This window comes from Pseudonocardia sp. OZ21 (genome assembly GCF_059359135.1).
In genome coordinates this window covers 19089-42171 of the sequence record NZ_JCADBN010000019.1, presented here as the reverse complement: position 1 = coordinate 42171, position 23083 = coordinate 19089, and the positions used below count along the sequence as shown (strand labels likewise).

The following is a 23083-nucleotide window of genomic DNA, read 5'->3' as shown; positions in this document are numbered from 1 at the left end:
GTCGACGCCGGTGGTCGGCGCGGTCAGCCGACGGCCGGGAGCGACTCCAGCAGGGTGGCCGGGACGACCACGTCGGCCCGGGGTCTGGTCGCCTCCACCAGCGCGGCGTTGGGTTCGTCGACGGCCGCCACCCAGGCAGTGGCGTGGGCGGGCGGTTTTCCGAACGCGACGTGGCGGGCGGTGAGCTGCGCCAACCGGACGTCGGGGCGCGGGTCACAGAACCACACCTCGTCGAGCTCGGGGCGGACCTGCGCCCACCGGCCGCGGTCGAGCAGAAGGTAGTTGCCCTCGGTGAGCACCAGCCGGGCGCTCCTGGGCACCGCGATGGCCCCGGCCAGGGGCTGCTCGAGATCCCGCTCGAACGCGGGCGCGTAGACCACGTCCTCGGACGGGTCGTCGTCCGCGGCCCGCAGCCGCCGCAGCAGCGCGACGTAACCGCCGACGTCGAAGGTGTCCGGAGCGCCCTTGGCGTCCCGGCGACCGAGGGCATCCAGCGCCACGTCGGCGAGGTGGAACCCGTCCATCGGCACGTGCGCGACGTCCTGGTCATCCAGGCGTGCCAGCAGGGCCGCCACCAGCGTGGACTTCCCCGCGCCCGGGCTGCCGGTGATGCCCAGGATCGCGCGTCGTGGCCCGGCGGCCAGTGCGGCGGCGCGCCGGACGAGATCGTCGAGCGTCATCCGGGTTCCGCCGCGACCCGCAGCGCGAGCACCGCGATGTCGTCGCCCGTGTCGGCGATGCCGGCCTGCACGAGGCGGTCGCAGAACCCGGGGAGCGGCAGGGTGCAGCCTTGGCGTACGAGGTCCAGCAGGGCCGCGCCCGCCGTGTCGCCGGGGTCGCGGCGGCGTTCGAACAGCCCGTCGGTGTAGAGCAGCAGCGTCGAGCCCGGCAGGATCCGGACCTCCCGGTCGTGTCTGCGCGCGGCGGGTTCGACCCCCAGTACGACGTCGATGCGGCCGGTGAGCAGCTGCGGCTCCCCGTCCGGGCCCACCAGTATCGGCGCGGGGTGCCCGGCGTTGGACCAGCGGAACACCGCGCCGTCGGCGGTGGAGGTGAGCCTGCCGTAGACGAGCGTGGTGAACCGCGTGACGTCGAGACCGGACAGCACCCGGTCGAGCTTGCTCAGCACCACCGACGGCGCGGCCTCGCTGTCGTGCGCGAGCCCCCGGAGCATGCTGCGCAGCTGGCCCATGGTGGCCGCCGCGGGCAGGTCATGACCCTCGACGTCGCCGACCCCCACGGCCAGGTCCCCCGAGGGCAGCGCGAACGCGTCGTACCAGTCGCCCCCCACCTGGAGCTGCGCCGCCGCCGGCCGGTAGCGGGCCTCGATCTCCACGCCGGGAAAACGCGGGGGTTCGGTGAGCATCGCGTTCTGCAGCGCCAGCGACACCTCACGGCTCTGCTGGAACGCCACCGCGTTCTCCACGGCCACCGACGCCCGGGTGGCGAGCTCGCGGACGAGAGCGAGGTCGTCCTCGGTGTAGGGCGCCCGGTCGGCGCACGCGATGAGCAGGAGGGCCGCCACGACCGCCCCACCCGACAGCACCGGCGCCACCAGCATCGAGTGGGCCCCGGTCTCGGACGCCCACCCGGCCTGGTCCGGCGGGGGCTGCCACGACGGCACCGTCGCGTCGGGCACGTGGATCAGCAGGGGCGCGGCGCCGCGGGCACTGCGGGCCACGGGGTGGTCGCCGGAGAACACGAACCTCTCGTGGCTCCCGGGCATCGTCGGGATCCCCGGCGCCCTCCGCGTGACCGACCGCCGTCCCGTGAGCCGGCGTTCGCCGGGCGCGCCGGAACCGGTGGGCGAGCTCCACACCCGGGACAGCGGGTCGGGGTCGACGAGGAACACCCGGCACAGGTCGGCGAACTGCGGGACCACCGACTCGGCCAGGGCCACCAGCTCGCCCTCCGGGTCGAGCGCGGCGTTCATCGCGTGCGTGGCCTCGGCCAGTACGGCCAGCCGCTCGCGGGCGCGCATACTGACGTCGATGTCGGTCTCGGTGCCCACCCACTCCACCACCCGGCCGCCGGAGTGGACGGGGACGGCACGCGTGCGGAACCAGCGGTAGCCCCCCGCGGCCGTGCGCAGCCGGTAGGAGCGGACGAACACGGCAGCGGGGTCGGCGGTGGCAGCCGCCCGCCACGACGCCGCGAACTCGGCCCGGTGGACGGGATGGACGGCGTCGAGGAAGCCCCACCCGCGATGCTCCACGGCGCTCTGCCCGGTGATCGCGCGGAGGCCGGGGGCATCGCGCACGGCCCTGCCGTCGGCCTCCCGGATCCACACCGCGGCGCTCGTGGCCTCCACCAGGCTCTGGTAGCGGTTGAGCGCGTGCTCGCGCTGCGCCGCGGCCTGGGCCAACGCCTTGCGGGTGTTCTCGGCCGCGGTGACCTCCACGAGCACCGCGCCGGCCCCGACAACCGCGCCGTCGGGCCCGCGCACCGGGTAGTAGTGCGTCCGCCACTCCTGGAACGGGCCCCGCCCGTGCCACAGCCGTCCCCGTACCGGGACGTCGGTGCGGGACTTCCCGTCGCTCAGCACCGCCCGCAGATCCTCGGCGATCACGGCGCCGACGGCCCCGTGGACCTCCTCCAGCGTCCGCCCCAGCCGTTCGTCGGGGCTGCCGCCGTCCATGTCGAACACGGCCCTGTTGAGGCGCCGGTACCGCAGTTCGGTGTCGAAGTACGCGAGCCCGACGGGGGCGGTCTCCCACAAGGCATCGAGCAACCCGGACGCCTCGTCCGCCGCCTCCTTGTCGCCGACGTCCTGCAGCACGCCGAGCACGGTGTCGCGGGGGCCGGGGACGACGCGGACGTACAACGGCCAAGGGCGGTCGCCCGTGGCCGCGAGCCGTCCGCTGAACGGGCGCCCGGCGCGCAGGTCGTCGAGGAACCCGGTGACGGTGGAGGGCCCGAACACGGTGGCGGCGGGCCCGGCCGCGCCGTCGCCGAGGACGTGGCGCCCCACCGTGTCGCTGCTCGACCGGCCGGTGAGCCGCTCGGCGGCGGCGTTCCAGAGCACGACACGGCCGTCGTCGTCGAGGGCGAAGACGCCGACAGGAAGTAGTCCGACCAGCTCGGCGAACAGGTCGTCGGGCACGGCTCTCAGCGTAGGTGCCGCTCCGGCCCCGCTCCACGCGCATGACTGCCGCGAACAGTTCCCATTCGTGCAAGCCACACCCCGGGGGCCGGGCCTACTGTCCGCTTCATGGCCATTCATCCCACTCTTCGTTACGACGACCCGGGTGCCGCGATCGCGTTCCTGACAGGCGCGCTGGGCCTCGTCCAGCAGCAGATCTACACCAACGACGACGGCACGATCGCGCACGCGGAGCTGAGCTTCGGCGACGGCGTCGTCCTGCTCGGCACGCGGACCGGCAGGAGTGATCCGTTCGACACCGGCCACGCGGTGCTCTACCTCGTGGCCGACGGCGCCGACGCCGTGGACGCGCATCACGGCCGGGCCGTGGCCGCCGGGGCCGAGGTGGTGCAGGAGCTCACCGACCAGCCCTACGGCTCCCGCGAGTTCGCGGTGCTCGACCCCGAGGGAAACATCTGGACGATGGGCAGCTACCGGCCGGTGATCAAGCCCGCGGACCAGGCGTGACCGATCCGCTCGCCCGCCTCCGGGCGCTGTGTCTGGCGCTGCCCGAGGTGACCGAGAAGGTCAGCCACGGCGAGCCGACATGGTTCGTCCGCAGGACGTTCGTGATGTACGCCGACCGGCACCACGACGACCGGGTCGCGTTCTGGTGCGCGGCACCACCGGGCGCGCAGGATGAGCTCGTCGCCACGGCCCCCACCCGGTTCTTCCGGCCGCCTTACGTCGGTGGCCGCGGCTGGCTGGGGGTCTACCTCGACGTCGACGACGTGGACTGGGACGAGATCGGCGAGATCGTCCTCGACGCCTACCGGGTCATCGCCCCGAAGAAGCTCACGGCCCTCCTCGACTAGTGCGGTGGCCAGGAACGTTGCCGGGGTGATCGCGTGATCGGAACGGCGCGCGAGGACCCCGGTGGAGGTTTCTGGCCGCCGCACTAGGGTCGGCGGGTGCCGGATCTCCCGAGGGTCGAGTTGCCCGGTGGACGGATCGAGTACGACGACGTGCCGGCCGATACCGCCCGCGGCGAGCTCGCACCCCTGCTGTTCCTCCACGAGGGTCTCGGGTCCGTGGGGCTGTGGCGCGGCTTCCACCAGCGCATCGCGGCCGCCACCGGACGCCGGGCGGTGGCCTACTCCCGCTTCGGCCACGGGCACTCCGACCTGCCACGGCAGAAGCGCACGCCGCGGTTCATGCATGACGAGGCCGCCACCGTCGTCCCGGCGCTGTGCTCCGCACTCGGGCTGGAGCGCCCGGTGCTGGTCGGGCACAGTGACGGCGCGTCCATCGCGCTGCTGCGGGCCGCCGCGGCGCGGAACGACATCGCCGGGCTGGTCGTGCTGGCGCCGCACGTGTTCGTGGAGGACGCGGGCCTCGGCGGGGTCGAGCAGGCCCGGCGCACCTACACCGAGGGCGACCTGCGCACCCGGATGGCCCGCCACCACCGCGACCCCGACGCCACGTTCTGGAACTGGAACGACGTGTGGCGGGGTGACGCGTTCCGCGACTGGGACATCCGGCCCGAGCTGTCCGCGATCACCTGTCCCGTGCTCGCGATCCAGGGCACGGCCGACCCCTACGGCACCGTCGCGCACGTCGAGGCGGTGCGGGACGCGGCAGGCGGGCCGGTCGAGATGCTGGTGCTCGACTGCGGCCACGCCCCCCACCTGGAACGACCCGACGTCACGGAGCAGGCGGTGGTGAGGTTCCTCGGCACCCTGCCGGGATAGGGCTCCCACCGCTCAGCAGGCGGTCAGCCGGTCCAGCCGAGTCAGCGCGGCAGCCACGGCGTCCGGGTGGGCAGGCAGGAGGGGCAACCGCACCGCGGGGGTGGGGATCCGCCCGGTGGCGTGGAGCACGGCCTTGAGAACGGTCGGGTTCGGCTCGGCGAACAGCGCCGCGGACAGGCAGGCCAGCTCTGCGCTCTCCCGCCCGGCGACGGCGTCCCCCGCCCTCCAGGCCGCGACCATGTCCACGAACCGCGTGGTGCACAGGTGTGCCGACGCGAGCACCCCACCGGCCGCCCCGATCGCCAGCAGCGGGGCCGCGACCACGTCGTCACCTGCCAGTACGGCAAATCCCGGCGGTGGGTCGGCGAGCAGCGCCACCGTCTCGGCGTCCACCGAGCGGACCGCCTGTTTCACCCCGACGACCCCCGGCAGGGCGGCCAGTCCGCGCAGCGTGGCGGCCGACAGCGACCGGCCGGTGCGACAGGGGACGTTGTAGACGACGAGCGGCACCGGGCTCCGCCGGCTGAGGTGCGCGAAGTGCGCGACGACACCCGCTTCGGTGGGCCGGGTGAACGGCGGGACGGGTACGAGCGCCGCAGTGATCTCGGGCCACACCTCCAGCGTGCGGAGTGCGGCGGCGCTGCCACGCGTGTCGTTCGTGCCTGCCCCGACGATCAGAGGCGCCCCGGCACTGCGGCACACCGCCGCACAGACGTCCACGACGGTGCGGCGCTCGGCGTCGTCCAGGGCGGCAGCCTCTCCTGTGGTGCCGAGCGCGACGATGCCGGCCGCACCGCACTGCAGGACGTCGAGCGCCAGGCGTTCCAGCGCCCCGGTGGCGACGGCATCGTCGGAGGTGAGCGGGGTGACCAACGGGACGAACAGGCCGCGGAGATCCATGGTCCGATCATCGCGAGGAGAACCCGTCACGTCGCGTTCGCATTTCTGGCGCAAACCCTAAGCTGAGCTGATGCTCGACGTCCGCCGTCTCCGGCTTCTGCGCGAGCTGGCCCATCGCCGCACGATCGCCGCCGTCGCGGCCGCTCTCGCCTACACACCCTCCGCGGTGTCGCAGCAGCTCAGCAGCCTGGAGCGGGAAGCCGGGGTGCGGCTGCTGGAGCGCTCGGGGCGCCGGGTCGTGCTGACCCCCGCAGCCCTGACCCTCGTCGAGCACACGGAGGTCGTGCTGGAGCGGCTGGAACAAGCATCGGCAGCACTCGCCTCGATGCGCGACGGGCCGGCCGGACCGCTGCGGATCGGGGTGTTCCCGTCTGCCGGGCGGACCGTCATCCCGCCTGCGATCGCCGCGCTCACGGATCGCCACCCCCATCTCGAACCGTCGGTGCAGGAGATCGACCCGGCCGCGGTTGCGGGGGCGCTGCGAAGCGGTGAGCTCGACGTCGCGCTCGTCCACAGCTACGACTTCGTCGCGGATCCCCCCGAGCCCGGTCTGGACACGACGCACCTCTTCGACGAGCGGATGTTCGTCGCAACGCCCCGCGACCTCGCTCCACGGCCCGGCGAGGACGATCCGCTCGGTCGATGGCGCGACGCACCGTGGATCGTGGCACCCACCGCCACCCGCTGCGGCACGATGACCCTCCGGGCGTGCGCACGCGCCGGCTTCCGCCCGCGCGTGCGCCATGTCGTCGACGACTTCTCGACGGTGCTGGCCCTGGTCGGGGTCGGATGCGGCGTGGCGCTCGTCCCGCAGTTGGCGGCCGCGGAGCCCGCCCCGGACGTGGTGCTCACCCCGGTGCCGATGAAGCGCAGCACGCTGGGCGCCTGCCGCCGAGGGTCGAGCAAGCACCCGCCGATCGCGGCGTTCCTGCATGCCGTGCGTCCACCAGCCTCTGGCGCAACTTCGGAGCCGTAGTGCTTTCTGCAGCCCGTCTCGGCAGCTTTACGGCTCCGAAGTGCGGGGAGCGCGGACGGCTGCGACCAGGGCCCTCGGGTCGTCTGCGTAGAGGCTCAACCTCGTGATCTGCGCGGAATGGTCCCGCGGCAGGGCTACGGTGACGGGCCGGGTCAGCTCGATCTCGACGGTGGTCTGGCCGCCGACCAGGACGTGCAGGTGGCCTCCGTCGGTCTGCACGGACCGCGACCCGGGACGGCTGCGGCGGACGTGCCGGACGCCGGCGACCGCGTCCCAGCCGATGTGCACGTCGAGGCTCGTCCCGTGCCGGATCCGGAGGCCCGCCGGCCCGACGGCATGGGGGTGGACGGTGACGGCGGCCAGCATCCCCAGCATCAGGATCGTTCCCCAGATGCCGAGGACGAGCAGCACGATCCGCAGCCCGGGCCACGGGATCAGCAGGTCCAGTGCGACGACCTCCAGAACCGAGAGGCCGGTCATCACCAGCATCGGTGCCAGCAGCGGGCCGCGGTAGGGGAAGGCCGTGTCTCCCGGTGCGAGGTCCGGGCGGCGCCGGAGCCAGCGGGCGAGGCTGCGCCAGCTCCCCGTCTCGAACCGCACAGCGCGCCGGGCGAGCGCCGCCACCGCCGTGCGGCCGCGGGCGGCACCGGTCGACGCCGTGGCGCGCTCGCTGTTCATGGGGCGGGTCACCAGGTGACGGGCAGGGCGGCCGGCCCGGAGTCGACGAAGCCGTGGATCCAGGGGATCTCCTCGACCGGTCCACCCAGGCGCAGCCCGGGCAGCTGCGCGGCGAGTGCGCGCAGTGCGGCCCGGATCTCCACGCGGGCCAGTGCCGCGCCCAGGCAGTGGTGCGGGCCGCGGCCGAAGGCGATGTGGGAGTCGGGCCGGTCGAGGACGAACCGGTCGGGGTCCGGGAAGCGGGCGGGGTCCCGGTTGGCGGCCTCCAGCCGGGCCAGGACCATGTCCCCGGCCGCGACGGACACGCCGGCCAGCTCGACGTCCTGGTGGGCCCACCGCGGGAGCGCCTCGCCGGTGACACCGGACTGCTGCCGCAGCACCTCCTCCACCACCGCGTCCAGCCGGTCCGGGTGGGCGGCGAGTACCGGTAGCTGCCCGCTCGTGACGAGATGGATGGTGGCCACGGACATGCCGTTGCACGCGCTGAGGTACCCGGCGCTCACCAGCGTGGTCACCATGGCGACGAGCTCGTCCTCGCTCAGCAGTTCGTCGTGCCCCGGCCGGGTGCCGTCCTCGTGCACGCCGACCAACGCGCTGATGAGGTCGTCACCCCGGTCGGCCCGCCGGGCGGTGACGAGCGCGGCGGCGTAGTCGGTCAGGGCCGCCCAGGCCTGCTCCACGACCGCGGCGACCTGCTCGCTCGAGCCGGCGGCCGCGTCCGCGGTGAGAACCGCGTCGGCCCACTCCCGCAGCTGGGCACGCTCGGGTCCGGGGATGCCGACCAGCTCGCCGATGGTGCTGATCGACAGCGGGGCCGCGACGGCGTCGACGAGGTCGGCGGGCGGGCCTGCCGCGGCCATGGCGCCCACGTACCGGTCGGCGAGGGCCTCGATGCGCGGACGCATCGCCTCCACGCGCCGCGGTGTGAAGGCCGCCGACACCAGGCGGCGCAGCCGGGTGTGTGCGGCTCCGTCCTGGAACAGGGTGTGGTTGCCGGGGTGGCCACCCCCGGGCGGGGCCACCCCGAACCGCGGGTCGGACAGGACGGTCACCACGGCGTCGTACGAGGTGACCAGCCACGCCGGCATCCCGTACGGAGTGGTCACGCGGGTGACGGGCTCGCTCCCGCGCAGCTGCGCGTAGGCCGGGGGTGGTTGCAGGAGGTCGGGGCGGTCGAGCGGCAGGTGTAGGGCGGCGGTGGTCATCGGGTCCCCCAAGAAGGTTTGGCAATACACCTGCAACGTAAAGCTCGCCGGGACTTCGAGTCAATACGACTGCAATGTGAAAGACTGCCGCGGTGCCGAAGAAGGTCGACCACCGGGCCCAGCGCGCCCTGATCGCCGACGCCCTGATGCGGGTGGCCGCCACCCGGGGCCTCGAGGCCGTGAGCCTGCGCCATGTGGCGACCGAGGCAGGCGTGTCCACCGGCATGGTGCAGCACTACTTCCGCACCAAGGACCAGATGATGATCTTCGCCCTGGACATGGTCAGCGCCCGCGTCCAGGCCCGGCTCGCCGCCGAGGCGGGTGACCAGCAGGTCGTCCCGACCCCCCGGGACCTCGTGCGCGGACTCCTGCTCCAGATGCTGCCGCTGGACGAGGAGCGCGCCACCGAGGGGAAGGTGGCGCTGGCCTTCCTCTCCTACGCCGCGGTCCGCCCGCACGTGGCCGCGGAGCTACGGGAGAACACCGCACAGATGCGGGACTTCTTCGCCGACCAGATCCGGGCGACGAGCCCGGCCGAGCGCGGGGTCGATCCGGAACTCGCCGCCACCGTCCTGCTCGCGCTCGTCGACGGGCTGGGCGTCCACGTCCTCGGCGGGCACTACTCCCCCGCCGACGCACTGGCCGCGCTCGACCAGTACCTCGACACCGTCCTTCCGGCCGAGGCGGCCTCACCGCGGCCGTGAGCCGACGACCCGCCCCACCCGCATCGAATCCCGCCACAACCGCCCGAACGCGGCGAGAACGATCACCTCGCCTGCGCCACGTACGGTCGCGCCATGAACGTCGAGAGCCGACTCCGCGAACTGGGCATCGAGCTCCCCGCCCCGCTCGGCCCGGCCGGGAACTACGTGCCGGCCGCCCGGGTGGGCGACCTGGTGTACCTCTCCGGAGTGGGGCCGGTGCGCCCGGACGGGAGCTTCGTGGTCGGCAAGGTCGGTGACGGCGGCCTGGATCTCGACACCGCGCGTGGGGCCGCCCGGCTCACCGGCCTGCAGCTCCTCGCGGCGCTCCGGGCCGAGATCGGCGACCTGGGCCGGGTGCGACGGGTGGCGCGGATCTTCGGCATGGTGAACTGCGCCCCCGGCTTCAACCGGACGCCCGCGGTGATCGACGGCTGCTCCGACCTGCTGGTCGAGGTGCTGGGCGACGCCGGCCGCAGCGCGCGCTCCGCGGTGGGGATGGCGGAGCTGCCGTTCGACATCGCCGTGGAGATCGAGGCCGTGGTCCAGGTGAGCGCGTGACGGACGGCCCTTCGGTCAGTCGAGGACCGCGGTGGCCTCGACCTCGACGAGCAGATCGGGTTCTCCCAGCGCCGCCACGCCCAGCAGCGTGATCGGCTTGACCGGGTCGACCCCCAGCTTCGCGGCCGCCCGGGTGACGCCCTCTCCCAGCAGCGGCATCTTGTCGGGCGTCCAGTCCACGACGTAGACGGTCAGCTTCGCCACGTCGTCGAAGGATCCGCCGGCCTCGGCCAGTGCGGTGCCGATGTTGAGGTAGGCCTGCTCGACCTGGGCGGCCAGGTCTCCCTCGCCGACTCGACGCCCCTCGGCATCGCGGGCGACCTGGCCGGCCACGAACACCAGCTTCGACCCGGTGGCGACCGACAGCTGGCGGTAGGCATCGGGTTTCGGCAACCCGTCGGGGTTGATCAGCGTCACGGTCATGGCCACTCCTCGACATCGGTGCAGGCGTCCGCCGAAAACATATCAGCGTTATGTATTGTGGCGCCATGGTGAGGACAGGAGACCCCGCGGTCCGCTCCCTCCTGATCGACCGGGCCGCGCAGATGCTCGCCGCCCGGCAGCCGATCACGCTCCGCTCGCTGGTCGCCGGCACCGGCGTGTCGACCATGGCCGTCTACACCTACTTCGGCGGCATGGACGGCCTGTGGAAGGCCATGCGCCAGGAAGGCTTCACCCGCCTCGCGACCCGGCTCGCCGCGGTCTCGCCGTCGGCCGATCCCGTACGGGACCTGGCCGCTCTCGGCGCCGCGTACCTGTCCAACGCACTGGCCGGGCCCGATCTCTACCGCGTCATGTTCGACGCCGGTTTCGATCTCGCCGACGCCGACGCCGCTGACGACACGCTGCAGTGCCTGGTCCGGACGGTCGAACGGGCCACGGCCGCCGGCCGCTTCCGCGACGACGTCGATCCGCTGGAGCTGGCCACCCAGAGCTGGACCATCGGTCACGGGCTGGCGTCACTGGTCGCCACCGGCCCGTTGCCCCGCCAGGCGCTCGCCCACGGTGTGCCGCTGCTGACCGCCCTTTACACCAGCGCGGGCGACGACCGCGAGGGGTGCCGCCGGTCGGTCGACGACGGCTGGCTCGCCTTCTGAGGCTGCGCACCGCGTCGATCGGCGGGGGTCAGGTGGCCGTCCACCCGCTGCACCGGACCGGGGTGATCACCAGCAGTACGCCGGCAGGCGGCACGGCCGCGTAGGGCCGGTACTTGGCCCGCAGCTCGGCGAGCGCGCGTTCCCGCAGCGGCCCGGTCTCGTGGATCTCGGCCGTGCCGTCCACCCGAACCCACCACAGCGTGGACCAGTCGTCGGCGTAGTGGTCGACGACGAGCCCGACGCGGGGGTCCCGGCGCACGTCGTCGAGGCGCGCGAGCCGGCTGCTGCGTTTGGGCTTGACCTCGTCGACCACCGAGCAGACGAGCCCGTCCACGAGTGCGAAGGTGATCGGCACCAGCCGGGGGGTGCCGTCGGCCCGCAGCGTGGCCAGGCGACCGACGGGGGCGCCCGCGAGCCTGGCGAGCTGCTGCGCAGTGTCGAGGGCGGGCACTCAGGCCCCGCAACGGTGAGTCATCGCTCCAGTGTGGCCGGTGACGCCCCGGTCGGCGCGGCAGCTGTCGTGTTTCAGCTAGATCAAGAGTCCTTGTGCACCATGGTCACACCCTCTGTATACATACTACGTTCACCCGACCGAATGAACGGCCGGAGGTAGAACGATGGGGCTCAGCCTGATAGCACGAACGATCCGGGGGCGGGGGGCGGCGGCACTCGCGATCGCGCTGGCAGCGGCCGTCGCCGTCGGCTGCGCGCCGGTGCAGCAGGCCGCCGGGCCGGCCGCGGAGCCCGCCGCCGACTCCTTCGGCACTCCCGCCGACCCCGCTGCGGTGCAGCAGGGCGGCACGCTCACCATGGCCCTGTCGGCCGAGCCCGACATGCTCGACCCGACGCAGTCCCGCTCGCTGTACTCGCGCTACGTCTTCCACACGATGTGCGAGAAGCTCTACGACCTCGACGAGCACACGCGGATCGTCCCGCAGCTGGCCACCGCGCTGCCCACGATCTCGCCCGACGGGCTCACCGTCACCATCCCGCTGCGCGAGGGGGTGCGCTTCGCCGACGGCACGCCGATGGACGCGCAGTCGGTGGTCACCACGTTCCAGCGCAACCTGACGATGGCGGGCTCCGGCCGGAAGAGCGAGCTCGGGCCCGTCACGTCCGTGGAGGCGCAGGGCGCGAGCTCGGTGGTGGTCCACCTCTCGACGCCGTTCGCCCCGCTGACCTCGGCGCTCGCCGACCGGGCCGGCATGATCATGAGCCCGGCGGCGCTGCAGCAGCTCGGCGACAAGTTCGGCACCGCGCCGGTGTGCGTCGGGCCGTTCAAGTTCGAGAACCGCGTGGCCCAGAACTCGATCGACGTGGTCCGCGACCCGAACTACTACGACGCGGGCAAGGTCCATCTCGACCGCATCACCTACCGGATCATCACCGACGCCAGCATCCGGGCGGCCAACCTGCAGTCCGGTGACGCGCAGGTGGCCGACACGCTCTCCACCCAGGACGTCCCCGGCCTGCGCACCGCAGCGGGCATCCAGGTGCTGCAGTCCAACTCGCTGGGCTACCAGGGCATCACGTTCAACGTCGGCAACGTCTCGGGGCTCGGCAACCCGGTCGGCGACGTCGGCACGCCCGTCTCGCGCGACCCCCGCATCCGCCAGGCGTTCGAGCTCGCGGTGGACCGCCAGGGCCTCGTGCAGGCCGTGTTCGGCGGCCTCTACACGCCGACCTGCTCGCCGATCAGCCCGGACACCGAGTTCACGAGCGAGGCCGCGCAGGCCTGCGCGGCCCACGACCCCGCCGCCGCACGCGCCCTGTTGCAGGAGGCGGGCGTCCCGGTCCCCTACAAGATCTCGATGATCACGTCGAACAACCCGGACTCGCTGCGGCTGGCCCAGGCCCTGCAGGCCACCGTCGCCGACGGCGGGTTCGACCTCCAGATCCAGCCCGTGGAGTACTCCGCGCTGCTCGACCAGCAGGACCGCGGCGACTTCGAGATGCTGCAGCTGGGCTGGTCGGGCCGCATCGACCCGGACAACAACATCACCAACTACCTCAGCACCGACGGCGGGCAGAACGTGGCCGGCTACAGCAACGCGGCGCTCGACGCACTGCTCACCCGGGCCCGCACGAGCACCGACCAGGCCGAGCGCGTGCGGCTCTACGGCGAGGTGGTGACGGCGATCCACGCCGCCGACCCGATCGTCTACCTGTACCGCATCCGCAACTTCACCGGCGTCACTGACAAGGTGGCCGGCGTGCAGGTCTTCCCGGACGGCATCGTGCGGGTCGCCTTCGCCGGCCTGACCCGCTGACGGGAGCACGTCCGGAATGCGGTCCTACCTGCTCCACCGGTTGTGGCAGTCGGCGGTGACGCTGGTGCTCGCGACGATCGTGGTGTTCCTCGGCGTGCGCGCGCTGCCGGGCGACCCGGCGCTCGCGTTCGCCGGGGAGGAACGTGACGCCGCGTCGCTCGCGGCGATCCGCGAGCGGCTCGGGCTCAACGACCCGCTCGTCGTCCAGTACGGGAAGTTCGTGCTCGGGGCGCTGCGCGGGGATCTCGGCACCTCCACGCGGACCGGGATCCCGGTCTCCACGATGATCGGCACGGGCCTGCCCGTGACGATCGAGCTGTCGGTGCTGGCGCTGCTGGTGGCGATCGTGCTGGGCGTCACCGCCGGCGTGGTGGCCGCCGTGCGGCGCGGGCGCCCCGCGGAGTGGTTCGCCAACGCGCTGGCGCTACTCGGACTGTCGGTCCCGAACTTCTGGCTCGGCCTGATCGCGATCCTCTACCTGGCGGTGGGTCTCGGCCTGTTCCCGGCGTCGGGCTTCGTGCCGTTCGGGGAGGACCCGGTCGCCAACCTCCACCACCTCGTGCTGCCCGCGCTCGTGCTCGGCACCGGGATCGCCGCGATCGTGATGCGCCAGACCCGCTCGGCGATGCTCGAGTCGCTCGGGGCCGACTACATCCGCACGGCGCGGGCCAAGGGCGCCTCGCCCCGCGCGGTGATCGGCCGGCACGCCCTGCGCAACAGCCTCGTCGTGGTGGTCACGGTCGTCGGGCTGCAGTTGGGCATCCTGATCTCCGGGGCCGTCGTCACCGAGCGGATCTTCGGGCTGCCCGGGTTCGGGAAGATGACGATCGACGCGGTGTTCCAGCGCGACTACCCGGTCATCCAGGGCGTCGTCCTCGTGACGGCGGCCGCCTACATCCTGATCAACTTCCTGGTCGATGTCGCGTACTCGCTCATCGACCCGCGGATCCGAGTGGCGGGAGGACAGTCATGACCGCCGACGTACTCCCTCCCGCGGAGGCGAAATCATGACCGCCGACGTACTCCCTCCCGCGGAGGCGAAATCATGACCGCGACCGAGATCGCCACCCCGCCCGCACCGGACCCGGGCGGCGAGCCCCCGCGGCGCCGCGCCGCCCTGCGCAGGCTGCGGCGCAGCCCGCTGGGGATAGCCGGGTTCGTGGTGCTAGCCCTGGCCGTACTGGCCTCGGTGCTCGCCCCGGTGCTCGCGCCCTACTCGCCCGCCCAGGTGAACTTCGACGCGCCGTTCCAGATCCCGGGCACCGTCGGTTTCGCCCTGGGCACCGACGACCTGGGCCGCGACGTGCTCTCCCGCATCCTCTTCGGGCTGCGGGCGTCGCTGGAGGTCGGAGTGCTCGCCGTGGCGCTCGCGCTGGCCGTCGGGGTCCCGCTGGGCCTCGCGGCCGGCTACTTCCGGGCCCTCGACGCGGTGATCTCCCGCTTCACCGACCTCATGCTCGCCTTCCCGTTCCTCCTGCTGGCCGTCGGGCTCGCCGCCATCCGCGGCCCAAGCCTCGGCAACGCGGCGCTGGCACTGGGCATCTCCCAGATCCCGGGCATGATCCGCGTGGTCCGCTCGGAGACGTTCCGCCTCAAGAACCTCGACTTCGTCGCGGCGTCGCTGGTGGACGGGGCGAGCGACGTGTGGGTGCTCGGGCGCCACGTGCTGCCCAACGCGCTGTCCGCGGTGATCGTGCAGGCCACCGTGGCCATCCCGCAGGCGATCATCGGTGAGTCGGTGCTGTCGTTCCTCGGGCTGGGCATCCAGCCGCCCGACCCGAGCCTCGGGACGATGCTCGCCGACGCCCAGCAGTACGCCGCCCAGGCGCCGTGGACCGCCGTGGTGCCCGGCCTGGCGATCATGCTGGTGGCGCTCGCGTTCAACCTGTTCGGCGACGCGCTGCGCGACGCCCTCGACCCGAGGAGCTCCCGGTGACGGCACAGGGCGAGCCCGTTCTCACCGTGCGCGACCTCCGGGTCACGTTCCGGACCGACGACGGGCCGGTGTCCGCCGTCGACGCCGTGTCGTTCGACGTCCGGCCGGGCGAGGTGCTCGCGGTGGTCGGGGAGTCGGGGTGCGGCAAGAGCGTCACCGCGATGAGCATCGCGGGACTGCTCCCCCCGTCGGCGACCGTCACCGGATCCGTCCGGTTGCGCGACCGGGAGCTGGTCGGGGCCCCCGAGCCGGCGCTGCGTTCGGTGCGCGGCGCTGAGGTGGCCTACGTGTTCCAGGAGCCGATGACCTCGCTGAACCCCGTGTTCACCGTGGGCAGCCAGATCACCGAGACCCTGCGGATCCACCAGAAGCTCTCGCGGAAGGAGGCGCTGGGGCGGGCCGTGGAACTGCTCGCGCTGGTCGGGATCCCGTCGCCGGCCTCGCGCGTGGGGGCCTACCCGCACCAGTTCTCCGGCGGGATGCGGCAGCGGGTGATGATCGCCATGGCACTGGCCTGCGATCCCGCGGTGCTGGTGGCCGACGAGCCGACCACGGCCCTCGACGTCACCGTGCAGGCCGCCGTCCTCGACCTGCTGCGCGACCTCGGCACGCGGCTGGGCACGGCGATCGTGCTGATCACGCACGACCTCGGCGTGGTGGCCGACATCGCCGACCGCGTGCTGGTCATGTACGCGGGCCGGGTCGTCGAGACCGGCCCGACGCAGGAACTGTTCGACGCTCCGCGGCACCACTACACGCTGGGCCTGCTCGGCGCGGTGCCGACCGCGGGCCGCCGCGCCGCGGGGGGACGGCTCCAGGAGATCCCCGGGCTGGTGCCGGTGCTGCACGAGCAGCCCGACGCGTGCACGTTCGCCGAGCGGTGTCCGGCCGCCGACGACCAGTGCCGCTCGGCCGCGCCGGCCCTCCAGCCGCGCGACACGGATCCGACGACCCACCGGGCCGCCTGCTGGCATCCGGCAGACGCCCTCCTCGCGAAGGGACGGTAGGACGATCACTGACCTCGAGGAGCACCCGGCCCGGGAACAGGGCCAGGAGCCTGCCGCTCTGGAACTCGACGACCTCGTGATGCACTTCGGCCCCGTGCGGGCCGTCGACGGCGTCAGCCTGCGGATCGAACGCGGACGGGTACTGGCACTCGTCGGCGAGAGCGGGTCGGGCAAGTCGACCGTCGGCCGGTGCGTCGTGCGGCTGCTGGCGCCGACGTCCGGCACGGTGCAGCTGGCGGGCACCGACGTCACCCACCTCAGCAGGCGGGCGCTGCGCCCGCACCGGCGTGAGGTCTCCATCGTGTTCCAGGACCCGGCGAGCTCGCTCGACCCGCGGCTGTCGGTCGGCGACATCGTGGGTGAGCCGCTGCGGCTGCTCGGGCTGGCGAGCTCGCGCCGCGACCGGGAGACCCGCGTGGGCGACGCGCTGGAGCAGGTGGGGCTGCGGCGCCAGGTCGCGCAGCGCTACCCCCACGAGATGTCCGGGGGGCAGCGCCAGCGGGTGAGCATCGCCCGCGCACTGGTCTCGTCGCCGCGGCTGCTGGTGGCCGACGAGCCCACCAGCGCGCTCGACGTCTCGGTGCAGGCCTCGGTGCTGAACCTGCTCGCGGACCTGCAGCGCGACCTGGGCTTCGCGTGCCTGTTCATCACCCACGACCTGTCGGCCGTGGAGTACCTGGCCGACGAGGTGGCGGTGATGTACCTGGGCACGCTGGTGGAGCAGGGGTCGCGGGAGGCGGTGTTCGACTCCCCGTCCCACCCGTACACGCAGGCGCTGCTCTCGGCCGCTCCGCTGGCGGACCCCCGCGAGCAACGGGCCCGTCGCCGCGTGCTGCTCACCGGCGAGATCCCCTCGCCCACCGCCCCTCCCCCGGGCTGCCGCTTCCACACGCGGTGCCCGGTGGCCGTCGAGCGGTGCCGCACCGAGGTGCCCCTGCTACGCACCACCGCCATCGGTCAGGTGGCCTGCCACCTGGTGGCCGACGACGGCAGCGGGCCCGACGTGCGGCAGCAGCAGCCGGTCCCGGTGGGCGAGGGCTGAGCGGCGCTCGGACCCTCCCGGAGGGCAAGCTGGGCGTCGTTCGCCGACGTCCGTCCGCACGGCTCCACAGGAGGCAGCACATGACCGAACCGCAGGTGCTCGACGTCGCCGAGTGGTCCCGGTTCGAGATCCACCTCGACGGCACGCTCGCCGGGTTCGTGGCGTACCGCACGGGCCGGGGAACGATCACGTTCGCCCACACCGAGATCGAGGGCGCCTTCGAGGGGCTGGGCCTGGGCAGCAAGCTGGTACGGGGCGCACTGGACGCCGCGCGGTCCCGCGGCCTGGCGGTGCTGCCCCAGTGCCCGTTCGTCCGCGGCTGGCTCCAGAAGCACGAGGACTACCTCGACCTGGTGCCGGAGGACGAGCGCCCGCGCTTCGGTCTCTGACGGTCGCACCCGAGCGTCCCTCTGAAGGCCGCTCGGTGCGGCTCGTGGTGACCACCATGCCGGGCGGGCGTGTGTTGTCGGAGGGTCTCCGTAGCCTTGACGCGTGCTCGCCGTCCACGCCCTCTGGTCCCCCGGCCGCGGGGTCCTGCTCTGGGCCGAGGACGGCGCGCGTCCCACCACCTCGTCGAGCCGGTCGCTGCGGTCCGCGCGCCCCCACCCGTTCGCGGCGCCGTCGTCGGCACTCACCGCGCTCCACCCGGGCAAGCCCGCCACCGTCACGCTGCTGCTGCCCTCCCGGCCCGGCGGCCCGCTCGCGTCGCCGGAACTGGTGCGCAGCGGCGGCCGCGGCGGCACCCCGCCGCGGGGCGGCCCGGTGCTGCGGGCGTGGTCGGTGCCCGCGCTGGCCGTCGACGTCGCGGAGCTGGACGACCCCGCCGACGAGGTGCGCTACGGCTCCTCGGTGGCCCACCTGCGCGCCGTGGCGGAGCTGGCGGCCGATCTCGCCGCGCGCGGCCGGGTGTTGCCCACCCTGGTCCGGCAGGGTCCGCACGCGTTCGCCCGGTGGCGCCCGCTCGTCCAGGGCCTCGACGCCGTCACGTTCGACGCGCTGGTGGCCGCTCTCCCGCCGGTCGGTCGCGCGGAGGCGGTGGGCGCCGGACGCGGCCGGCCGGCCGGGGCCGACCCGCACCCGCTCGTCAGCGACGCGCTGCACGCGCTCACCGACGCCGCCGTCCGCGACCGGCTGGCCCGCGCACCCGAGCCCGTCACGGTGCTCCCACCCCGACCCGGCCGCGAGGCCCGGCAGCTCCTGGCCACGGAGTCGTGGCTCGCCGCCCTGCTCACGCCCGACGGGCGGCTCGGTGGCGACCGCGGCCTGCCGGCCACGGAGCTTGCCGCGCTCGCAGGCGCCGTCGCGGAATGGGACGAGTTCGGCGCCACGGCCACCGGTGAGGGCCGCGCGTGCTTCCGGCTCACCGAGATCAGCACCCTGCACGACCCCGCCGACCCAGAGCCCGACACGCTCGACCAGACCGGCGACGGCACGCGTTGGGTGCTCGACTTCCTCCTGCAGTCCACCGCCGACCCGAGCCTGCTCGTCCCGGCCGAGCAGGTCTGGTCCGGCGGCGCCGCCCGGCTGATCGCGGAGCCGCAGGAGCTGCTGCTCGCCGAGCTCGGCCGCGCCTCGCTGGTGCTCCCGGCGATCGCCCCCGCGCTGCGGCAGGCCCGGCCGTCCGGGCTCGACCTCGACGTCGCGGGCGCCCACCACTTCCTCACCGCGGGGGCCGCGCTGCTCGTCGAAGCCGGGTTCGGTGTCCAGCTCCCGGCCGGGTGGGACGGCTCGCGCCGGGTCGGGCTCACGCTGAGTGCGCGCAGCACCCCGGCCGACCGCGTCCTCACCCGCAGCGGGCTGGGCCGCGAGGAGCTGGCCGACTTCCGCTGGTCGATCGCGGTGGGCGACGAGGAGCTGTCCGAGGAGGAGATCACCGACCTGGTGGCCACCAAGGCGCCCCTGGTGCGGCTGCGGGGTAGGTGGGTGAGCGTCGACGCCGAGCGGCTGCGCGCCGGCCTGGAGTTCCTGCGCCGGGCCCGCAGGCGACGCGCCGACGGCGCGCCCACCGCCGCAGAGGTGCTCGCTCTCGCCCAGCGCCATCCCGACGACTGGGACGACCACCACTGGGAGAGCGACGAGGAGCACGGCGCACCGCTGCCCGTCACCGCCATCCACGCCGACGGCTGGATCGGCGCGCTGCTCGCGGGCGAGGTCGAACGCACGATCACCCCGGTCGAGCCGCCCGCCGGATTCCGCGCGCAGCTGCGGCCCTACCAGCAGCGCGGCGTCTCGTGGCTCGCGTTCCTCTCCACGCTCGGGCTGGGGGCGTGCCTCGCCGACGACATGGGCCTGGGCAAGACGGTGCAGCTGCTGGCCCTGGAGGCGCTCGAACGCGCCCAGCAGGAGCGCGGCCCCACCCTGCTCGTCTGCCCGATGTCGCTGGTCGGCACGTGGCAGCGCGAGGCCGCCCGGTTCGCCCCCGACCTGCGGGTGCTCGCCCACCACGGGCCCGGCCGCCGCCACGGCGCGGAGCTCGAGGCGCAGATCCACGAGGCCGACCTCGTGGTCACCACCTACGCCACCGCCACCCGCGACGGCGACGAGCTCGCCGCCGTCGCCTGGCGTCGGCTCGTGCTCGACGAGGCCCAGGCCGTGAAGAACAGCAGGGCCTCCCATGCACGCGCCGTGCGGCGGTTCGACGCCGAGCACCGCGTGGCGCTCACCGGCACGCCCGTGGAGAACCGGCTGGCCGAGCTGTGGTCGATCATGGACGTGCTCAACCCCGGCCTGCTGGGCTCCGCCGAGAAGTTCCGCGCCCGCTACGCCATCCCCGTGGAACGCCACGGCAACACCGAGGCCGCCGCGTTGCTGCGCCGCGTCACGCGCCCGTACCTGCTGCGGCGGGTGAAGACCGACCCGACGATCATCGACGACCTGCCCGACAAGATCGAGGTCACCCAGCACTACCGGCTCACCCGCGAGCAGGCCTCGCTCTACCGCACGGTCGTCGACGACATGATGGAGAAGATCGCCGACTCCCGCGGCATCGAGCGCCGCGGCAACGTGCTGGCCGCGATGGCGAAGCTCAAGCAGGTCTGCAACCACCCGGCCCAGCTGCTCCACGACGGTTCGCCGGTCGGCAGGCGCTCCGGCAAGATCATCCGGCTGGAGGAGATCCTCGCCGAGATCCTCGACGAGGGTGACCGCGTGCTGTGCTTCACCCAGTTCACCGAGTTCGGCCACATGCTCGTGCCGCACCTGGCGGCCCGCTTCGACACCGACGTCGCGTTCCTGCACGGGGGCACGCCCAAGAAGCGCCGCGACGAGATGGTCATGCGCTTCCAGGCGGGCGAGGGGCCGCCGGTCATGCTGCTCTCGCTCAAGGCGGGCGGCACCGGCCTCACCCTCACCGCCGCCAACCACGTCGTGCACCTCGACCGCTGGTGGAACCCCGCCGTGGAGAACCAGGCCACCGACCGCGCGTTCCGCATCGGACAGCGCCGCAACGTCCAGGTGCGCAAGTTCGTGTGCCCAGGCACGGTCGAGGAGCGCATCGACGACATGATCACCAAGAAGAAGGCGCTGTCGGAGATGGTGGTGGGCGACGGGGAGGGCTGGCTCACCGAGCTGTCCACCGACTCGCTGCGCGAGCTGTTCACCCTGGGCTCGGAAGCGCTCGAGGAGACGGTGGAGGAGGCCGACGATGCCTGACCCCGATCCGTTCTGGTGGCGCGACACCGAACCCGCACGCCCGCGCCGGGTCGAGGGGGGCATCCAGATCAACAGCACCCGCGGCCCGGTGGCACGCACCTGGTGGTCGCAGCGGTTCCTCGGCGTGCTGGAGTCACTCGGCGTCGGCGGCAGGCTCTCGCGGGGCCGCAGCTACGCGCGGGCCGGCCAGATCATCTCCCTCGACGTCGACGCGGGCGGGGCCGTCGCCCAGGTGCAGGGCTCCCGGCCCCAGCCGTACCGGGTGCGGATCGGCGTGCCGGCCTTCGGCAAGACCGAGTGGGCGGCGGTGGCGCAGGCACTCGCCGACGACGCGTCGTACGCCGCCACGCTGCTGGCAGGCGAGATGCCCCGCGAGATCGAGACGGTGTTCGAGGCCGTCGGGCTCTCGCTCTTCCCCGCCGGCAACCGCGATCTCGTGATGGACTGCAGCTGCCCCGACCACGCCGTCCCCTGCAAGCACCTCGCCGCGGTGTTCTACGTGCTCGCCGACCGGTTCGACACCGATCCCTTCCAGATCCTCGCGCTGCGCGGTCGCGACCGCGAGATGCTCCTGGAGGACCTCCGCACCCGCCGCGCCGCCGCGGCGCCGGCCGGACCGGCCGACGGTGTGCCGGCGCTCGCCGACGTCATGCACGAGTACTGGAGCGCGGGGCCGGGGCTCCCGGAGCGGCTGACCGGGCCCCGCACCCCACCCGACGCGGTGCTCGACCAGGCGCCCGAGTTCGCCGTCGACGTGCGCGGCGAGCGGGTCGCCGACCTGCTGCGCCCGGCCTACCGCGCCCTCGCCGGGGAGGACAGCACACCGGGCGTCCACGGGCGGTGAGATCGACACCAGCGTGGTTTCGGACGCGATCAGGCACTCTGGTGTCCATCTCGCGGGGAGCAAGCAGCGTCAGCGGAGCGACTCCAGCTGTGCGGCGATGCCGAGCAGCCGCGCCTCACCCCCTGGCGGGGCCACCACCTGCACGCCGACCGGCAGGCCGGTGGGGTGCACCCCGGCGGGCACGGACATCGCCGGGAAGCCCGCGAGGTTCCACGGGGTGACGAACGCGCTGTGCAGTGCCTGGGGGAAGTTCGCGAGCCACGACCTGCGGTGCCACATCTCCGCCTTCGCGGGCATCGCCTGGAGCATGGGCAGGACCAGCACGTCGTGCTCGGTGAAGAACTCCCGCGCGCGGGCCGTCCATTCCTGGCGGGCGCTCTCGCGGACCAGCCCGGCCCTGCGCACGACACGCCCGATCCGCGCGTGGGTGCGGGTGCGCCGCTGGAGCAGCTTGCGGTCGAACTCCTCCGCGTGCTCCGACGGACCTGCGAACCAGCGGGCGGCGGTGGCGTTCAGCTGTCCCGATCCGTACGACGGGGTGGCCTCCCGGACCGTGTGGCCTGCCGTGCCGAGCAGCTGCGCCACCTGGGTGGCCACGGCGGTCAGCTCGTCCGGTGCCGCACCCCCACCCGGGACCTGGGTGGACACGGCCACCCGCAGCGTGCCCGGCTCCGTGAGCTGCGCCAGTGCGGGCCGCTGGGCGAGCACGGAGAGCACCAGGGCCGCGTCAGCGGCGGTCGTCGTGAGCACCCCGTGGGTGTACAGGCCGCAGAAGAGGTGGGTGTCCGACGCGGCGACCACACCCCTGCCGGGCATGAATCCGACCAGCCCGCACACCGCAGCGGGCCCGCGGATCGAGCCGAGCGCGTCGGTGCCGTGGGCCACCGGCACCATGCCGGCCGCGACGGCCGCCGCGCTGTCTCCCGACGATCCACCGGCCGTGTACGCCGGCACCACGGGGTTGCGGGTGATCGCGTCGGGAGTGTCGGTCATCGGCCAGTGACACAGCTCGGGGACGTGGGTCACCCCGACCATCACGGCACCGGCGGCGCGCAGCCGGGCGGCGATCTCGCCGTCGGCGGCCGCGGGCTGCCGCGACCCCGCCTGCGAACCCCATCCCACGTACTCACCGGCGACGGCCGTGACGTCCTTGACGGCGATCGGCACCCCGGCCAGCGGGAGGTCCGCGAGGTCGGGCCGCTCCCCCACCGCACGCGCCTCGGTCACCGCCTCCTCTGCCCGGACGCGCCGGAACGCGCCGATCGCGGCGTCACCTGCCAGGATCCGCGCCAGCACGTCCTCGGTGACCCGCACGGGATCGAGCGACCCCGCCCGCACCGCACTGGCCACCCCTACAGCGGTACTCACCATGACATGACCTG

Annotated in this window: 23 protein-coding genes; 15 read left to right on the top strand and 8 right to left on the bottom strand. The window is 73.6% G+C overall.

Annotated elements, in window-relative coordinates; translation table 11 throughout:
• Positions 1 to 23: 23 nt before the first annotated feature.
• Positions 24 to 680: a nucleoside/nucleotide kinase family protein gene (locus AC5L35_RS31710; protein ID WP_495063412.1), complete on the bottom strand. Its 657-nt coding sequence runs from the start codon at positions 678 to 680 to the stop codon at positions 24 to 26.
• Entirely contained in the window at positions 677 to 3103 is a 2427-nt protein-coding gene (locus AC5L35_RS31705; protein WP_495063411.1) for a SpoIIE family protein phosphatase, read from the bottom strand. Before AC5L35_RS31705 ends, AC5L35_RS31710 begins: the two co-directional genes overlap by 4 nt.
• 108 nt (positions 3104 to 3211) lie before the next feature.
• Here AC5L35_RS31705 and AC5L35_RS31700 point away from each other — a divergent pair, with 108 nt between their 5' ends.
• The 3 genes from AC5L35_RS31700 (at position 3212) to AC5L35_RS31690 (ending at position 4833) form a co-directional block, all read left to right on the top strand.
• Entirely contained in the window at positions 3212 to 3610 is a 399-nt protein-coding gene (locus AC5L35_RS31700; protein ID WP_495063410.1) for a VOC family protein, read from the top strand.
• The gene (locus AC5L35_RS31695) at positions 3607 to 3957 is read left to right on the top strand and encodes an MmcQ/YjbR family DNA-binding protein (RefSeq protein ID WP_495063409.1); all 351 of its coding nucleotides are present in this window, start codon (positions 3607 to 3609) and stop codon (positions 3955 to 3957) included. Before AC5L35_RS31700 ends, AC5L35_RS31695 begins: the two co-directional genes overlap by 4 nt.
• Positions 3958 to 4053: 96 nt before the next feature.
• A complete protein-coding gene (locus AC5L35_RS31690; protein WP_495063408.1) occupies positions 4054 to 4833 on the top strand; it encodes an alpha/beta fold hydrolase in 780 nt (259 codons plus the stop codon).
• A 12-nt stretch (positions 4834 to 4845) separates the two neighbouring features.
• Here the strand turns inward: AC5L35_RS31690 and AC5L35_RS31685 are convergent, their stop codons facing one another.
• The gene (locus AC5L35_RS31685; RefSeq protein ID WP_495063407.1) at positions 4846 to 5733 is read right to left on the bottom strand and encodes a dihydrodipicolinate synthase family protein; all 888 of its coding nucleotides are present in this window, start codon (positions 5731 to 5733) and stop codon (positions 4846 to 4848) included.
• Between the two features lie 70 nt (positions 5734 to 5803).
• On the opposite strand from AC5L35_RS31685, the gene AC5L35_RS31680 reads away from it, so the two are divergent.
• Entirely contained in the window at positions 5804 to 6709 is a 906-nt protein-coding gene (locus AC5L35_RS31680; protein ID WP_495063406.1) for a LysR family transcriptional regulator, read from the top strand.
• Positions 6710 to 6736: 27 nt separating this feature from the next.
• Here AC5L35_RS31680 and AC5L35_RS31675 read toward each other — a convergent pair whose 3' ends face one another.
• Complete coding sequence (locus tag AC5L35_RS31675; protein ID WP_495063405.1) at positions 6737 to 7399, bottom strand: hypothetical protein; 663 nt, start codon at positions 7397 to 7399, stop codon at positions 6737 to 6739.
• A complete protein-coding gene (locus AC5L35_RS31670; protein WP_495063404.1) occupies positions 7396 to 8592 on the bottom strand; it encodes a cytochrome P450 in 1197 nt (398 codons plus the stop codon). Before AC5L35_RS31670 ends, AC5L35_RS31675 begins: the two co-directional genes overlap by 4 nt.
• A gap of 92 nt (positions 8593 to 8684) precedes the next feature.
• Here AC5L35_RS31670 and AC5L35_RS31665 point away from each other — a divergent pair, with 92 nt between their 5' ends.
• Both AC5L35_RS31665 and AC5L35_RS31660 read left to right on the top strand, forming a co-directional pair.
• Complete coding sequence (locus tag AC5L35_RS31665) at positions 8685 to 9296, top strand: TetR/AcrR family transcriptional regulator (protein ID WP_495063403.1); 612 nt, start codon at positions 8685 to 8687, stop codon at positions 9294 to 9296.
• Between the two features lie 93 nt (positions 9297 to 9389).
• Positions 9390 to 9854, top strand: a complete 465-nt coding sequence (locus AC5L35_RS31660) for a RidA family protein (RefSeq protein ID WP_495063402.1) — start codon at positions 9390 to 9392, stop codon at positions 9852 to 9854.
• Positions 9855 to 9869: 15 nt separating this feature from the next.
• Here the strand turns inward: AC5L35_RS31660 and AC5L35_RS31655 are convergent, their stop codons facing one another.
• Positions 9870 to 10277, bottom strand: coding sequence for a RidA family protein (locus AC5L35_RS31655; protein WP_495063401.1), 408 nt, complete (start codon positions 10275 to 10277; stop codon positions 9870 to 9872).
• A 65-nt stretch (positions 10278 to 10342) separates the two neighbouring features.
• Here AC5L35_RS31655 and AC5L35_RS31650 point away from each other — a divergent pair, with 65 nt between their 5' ends.
• The gene (locus tag AC5L35_RS31650; protein WP_495063400.1) at positions 10343 to 10951 is read left to right on the top strand and encodes a TetR/AcrR family transcriptional regulator; all 609 of its coding nucleotides are present in this window, start codon (positions 10343 to 10345) and stop codon (positions 10949 to 10951) included.
• Between the two features lie 28 nt (positions 10952 to 10979).
• Here the strand turns inward: AC5L35_RS31650 and AC5L35_RS31645 are convergent, their stop codons facing one another.
• Positions 10980 to 11402 (bottom strand): TIGR03668 family PPOX class F420-dependent oxidoreductase, encoded by a 423-nt coding sequence (locus AC5L35_RS31645; RefSeq protein WP_495063399.1) that lies wholly within the window; start codon positions 11400 to 11402, stop codon positions 10980 to 10982.
• A 166-nt stretch (positions 11403 to 11568) separates the two neighbouring features.
• Between AC5L35_RS31645 and AC5L35_RS31640 the strand changes: the two genes are divergently transcribed.
• The 8 genes from AC5L35_RS31640 to AC5L35_RS31605 all read left to right on the top strand — a co-directional run bounded on the left by AC5L35_RS31640 (position 11569) and on the right by AC5L35_RS31605 (position 21701).
• On the top strand, positions 11569 to 13221 hold the full coding sequence (locus AC5L35_RS31640) for an ABC transporter substrate-binding protein (RefSeq protein ID WP_495063398.1): 1653 nt from the start codon (positions 11569 to 11571) through the stop codon (positions 13219 to 13221).
• Positions 13222 to 13237: 16 nt separating this feature from the next.
• Positions 13238 to 14194 (top strand): ABC transporter permease, encoded by a 957-nt coding sequence (locus tag AC5L35_RS31635; RefSeq protein ID WP_495063397.1) that lies wholly within the window; start codon positions 13238 to 13240, stop codon positions 14192 to 14194.
• 72 nt (positions 14195 to 14266) lie between these two features.
• Entirely contained in the window at positions 14267 to 15157 is an 891-nt protein-coding gene (locus AC5L35_RS31630) for an ABC transporter permease (protein ID WP_495063396.1), read from the top strand.
• On the top strand, positions 15154 to 16164 hold the full coding sequence (locus tag AC5L35_RS31625) for an ABC transporter ATP-binding protein (protein WP_495063395.1): 1011 nt from the start codon (positions 15154 to 15156) through the stop codon (positions 16162 to 16164). Before AC5L35_RS31630 ends, AC5L35_RS31625 begins: the two co-directional genes overlap by 4 nt.
• A gap of 79 nt (positions 16165 to 16243) precedes the next feature.
• A complete protein-coding gene (locus AC5L35_RS31620) occupies positions 16244 to 17206 on the top strand; it encodes an ABC transporter ATP-binding protein (RefSeq protein WP_495063394.1) in 963 nt (320 codons plus the stop codon).
• An 80-nt stretch (positions 17207 to 17286) separates the two neighbouring features.
• On the top strand, positions 17287 to 17595 hold the full coding sequence (locus tag AC5L35_RS31615) for a GNAT family N-acetyltransferase (protein WP_495063393.1): 309 nt from the start codon (positions 17287 to 17289) through the stop codon (positions 17593 to 17595).
• Positions 17596 to 17698: 103 nt separating this feature from the next.
• Positions 17699 to 20857 (top strand): SNF2-related protein, encoded by a 3159-nt coding sequence (locus AC5L35_RS31610; protein WP_495063392.1) that lies wholly within the window; start codon positions 17699 to 17701, stop codon positions 20855 to 20857.
• A complete protein-coding gene (locus tag AC5L35_RS31605; RefSeq protein WP_495063391.1) occupies positions 20850 to 21701 on the top strand; it encodes an SWIM zinc finger family protein in 852 nt (283 codons plus the stop codon). Before AC5L35_RS31610 ends, AC5L35_RS31605 begins: the two co-directional genes overlap by 8 nt.
• A 69-nt stretch (positions 21702 to 21770) precedes the next feature.
• Here AC5L35_RS31605 and AC5L35_RS31600 read toward each other — a convergent pair whose 3' ends face one another.
• On the bottom strand, positions 21771 to 23072 hold the full coding sequence (locus tag AC5L35_RS31600) for an amidase (RefSeq protein ID WP_495063390.1): 1302 nt from the start codon (positions 23070 to 23072) through the stop codon (positions 21771 to 21773).
• Between the last annotated feature and the right edge of the window lie 11 nt (positions 23073 to 23083).

Bases quoted from the DNA above. Each gene is read 5' to 3' on its own strand.
- AC5L35_RS31655 (WP_495063401.1), bottom strand. From the start codon at position 10,277: ATGACCGTGACGCTGATCAACCCCGACGGGTTGCCGAAACCCGATGCC.
- AC5L35_RS31630 (WP_495063396.1), top strand. From the start codon at position 14,267: ATGACCGCGACCGAGATCGCCACCCCGCCCGCACCGGACCCGGGCGGC.
- AC5L35_RS31660 (WP_495063402.1), top strand. From the start codon at position 9,390: ATGAACGTCGAGAGCCGACTCCGCGAACTGGGCATCGAGCTCCCCGCC.
- AC5L35_RS31605 (WP_495063391.1), top strand. From the start codon at position 20,850: ATGCCTGACCCCGATCCGTTCTGGTGGCGCGACACCGAACCCGCACGC.
- AC5L35_RS31635 (WP_495063397.1), top strand. From the start codon at position 13,238: ATGCGGTCCTACCTGCTCCACCGGTTGTGGCAGTCGGCGGTGACGCTG.
- AC5L35_RS31620 (WP_495063394.1), top strand. From the start codon at position 16,244: ATGCACTTCGGCCCCGTGCGGGCCGTCGACGGCGTCAGCCTGCGGATC.
- AC5L35_RS31600 (WP_495063390.1), bottom strand. From the start codon at position 23,072: ATGGTGAGTACCGCTGTAGGGGTGGCCAGTGCGGTGCGGGCGGGGTCG.
- AC5L35_RS31670 (WP_495063404.1), bottom strand. From the start codon at position 8,592: ATGACCACCGCCGCCCTACACCTGCCGCTCGACCGCCCCGACCTCCTG.
- AC5L35_RS31700 (WP_495063410.1), top strand. From the start codon at position 3,212: ATGGCCATTCATCCCACTCTTCGTTACGACGACCCGGGTGCCGCGATC.
- AC5L35_RS31680 (WP_495063406.1), top strand. From the start codon at position 5,804: ATGCTCGACGTCCGCCGTCTCCGGCTTCTGCGCGAGCTGGCCCATCGC.
- AC5L35_RS31685 (WP_495063407.1), bottom strand. From the start codon at position 5,733: ATGGATCTCCGCGGCCTGTTCGTCCCGTTGGTCACCCCGCTCACCTCC.
- AC5L35_RS31650 (WP_495063400.1), top strand. From the start codon at position 10,343: ATGGTGAGGACAGGAGACCCCGCGGTCCGCTCCCTCCTGATCGACCGG.
- AC5L35_RS31615 (WP_495063393.1), top strand. From the start codon at position 17,287: ATGACCGAACCGCAGGTGCTCGACGTCGCCGAGTGGTCCCGGTTCGAG.
- AC5L35_RS31640 (WP_495063398.1), top strand. From the start codon at position 11,569: ATGGGGCTCAGCCTGATAGCACGAACGATCCGGGGGCGGGGGGCGGCG.
- AC5L35_RS31710 (WP_495063412.1), bottom strand. From the start codon at position 680: ATGACGCTCGACGATCTCGTCCGGCGCGCCGCCGCACTGGCCGCCGGG.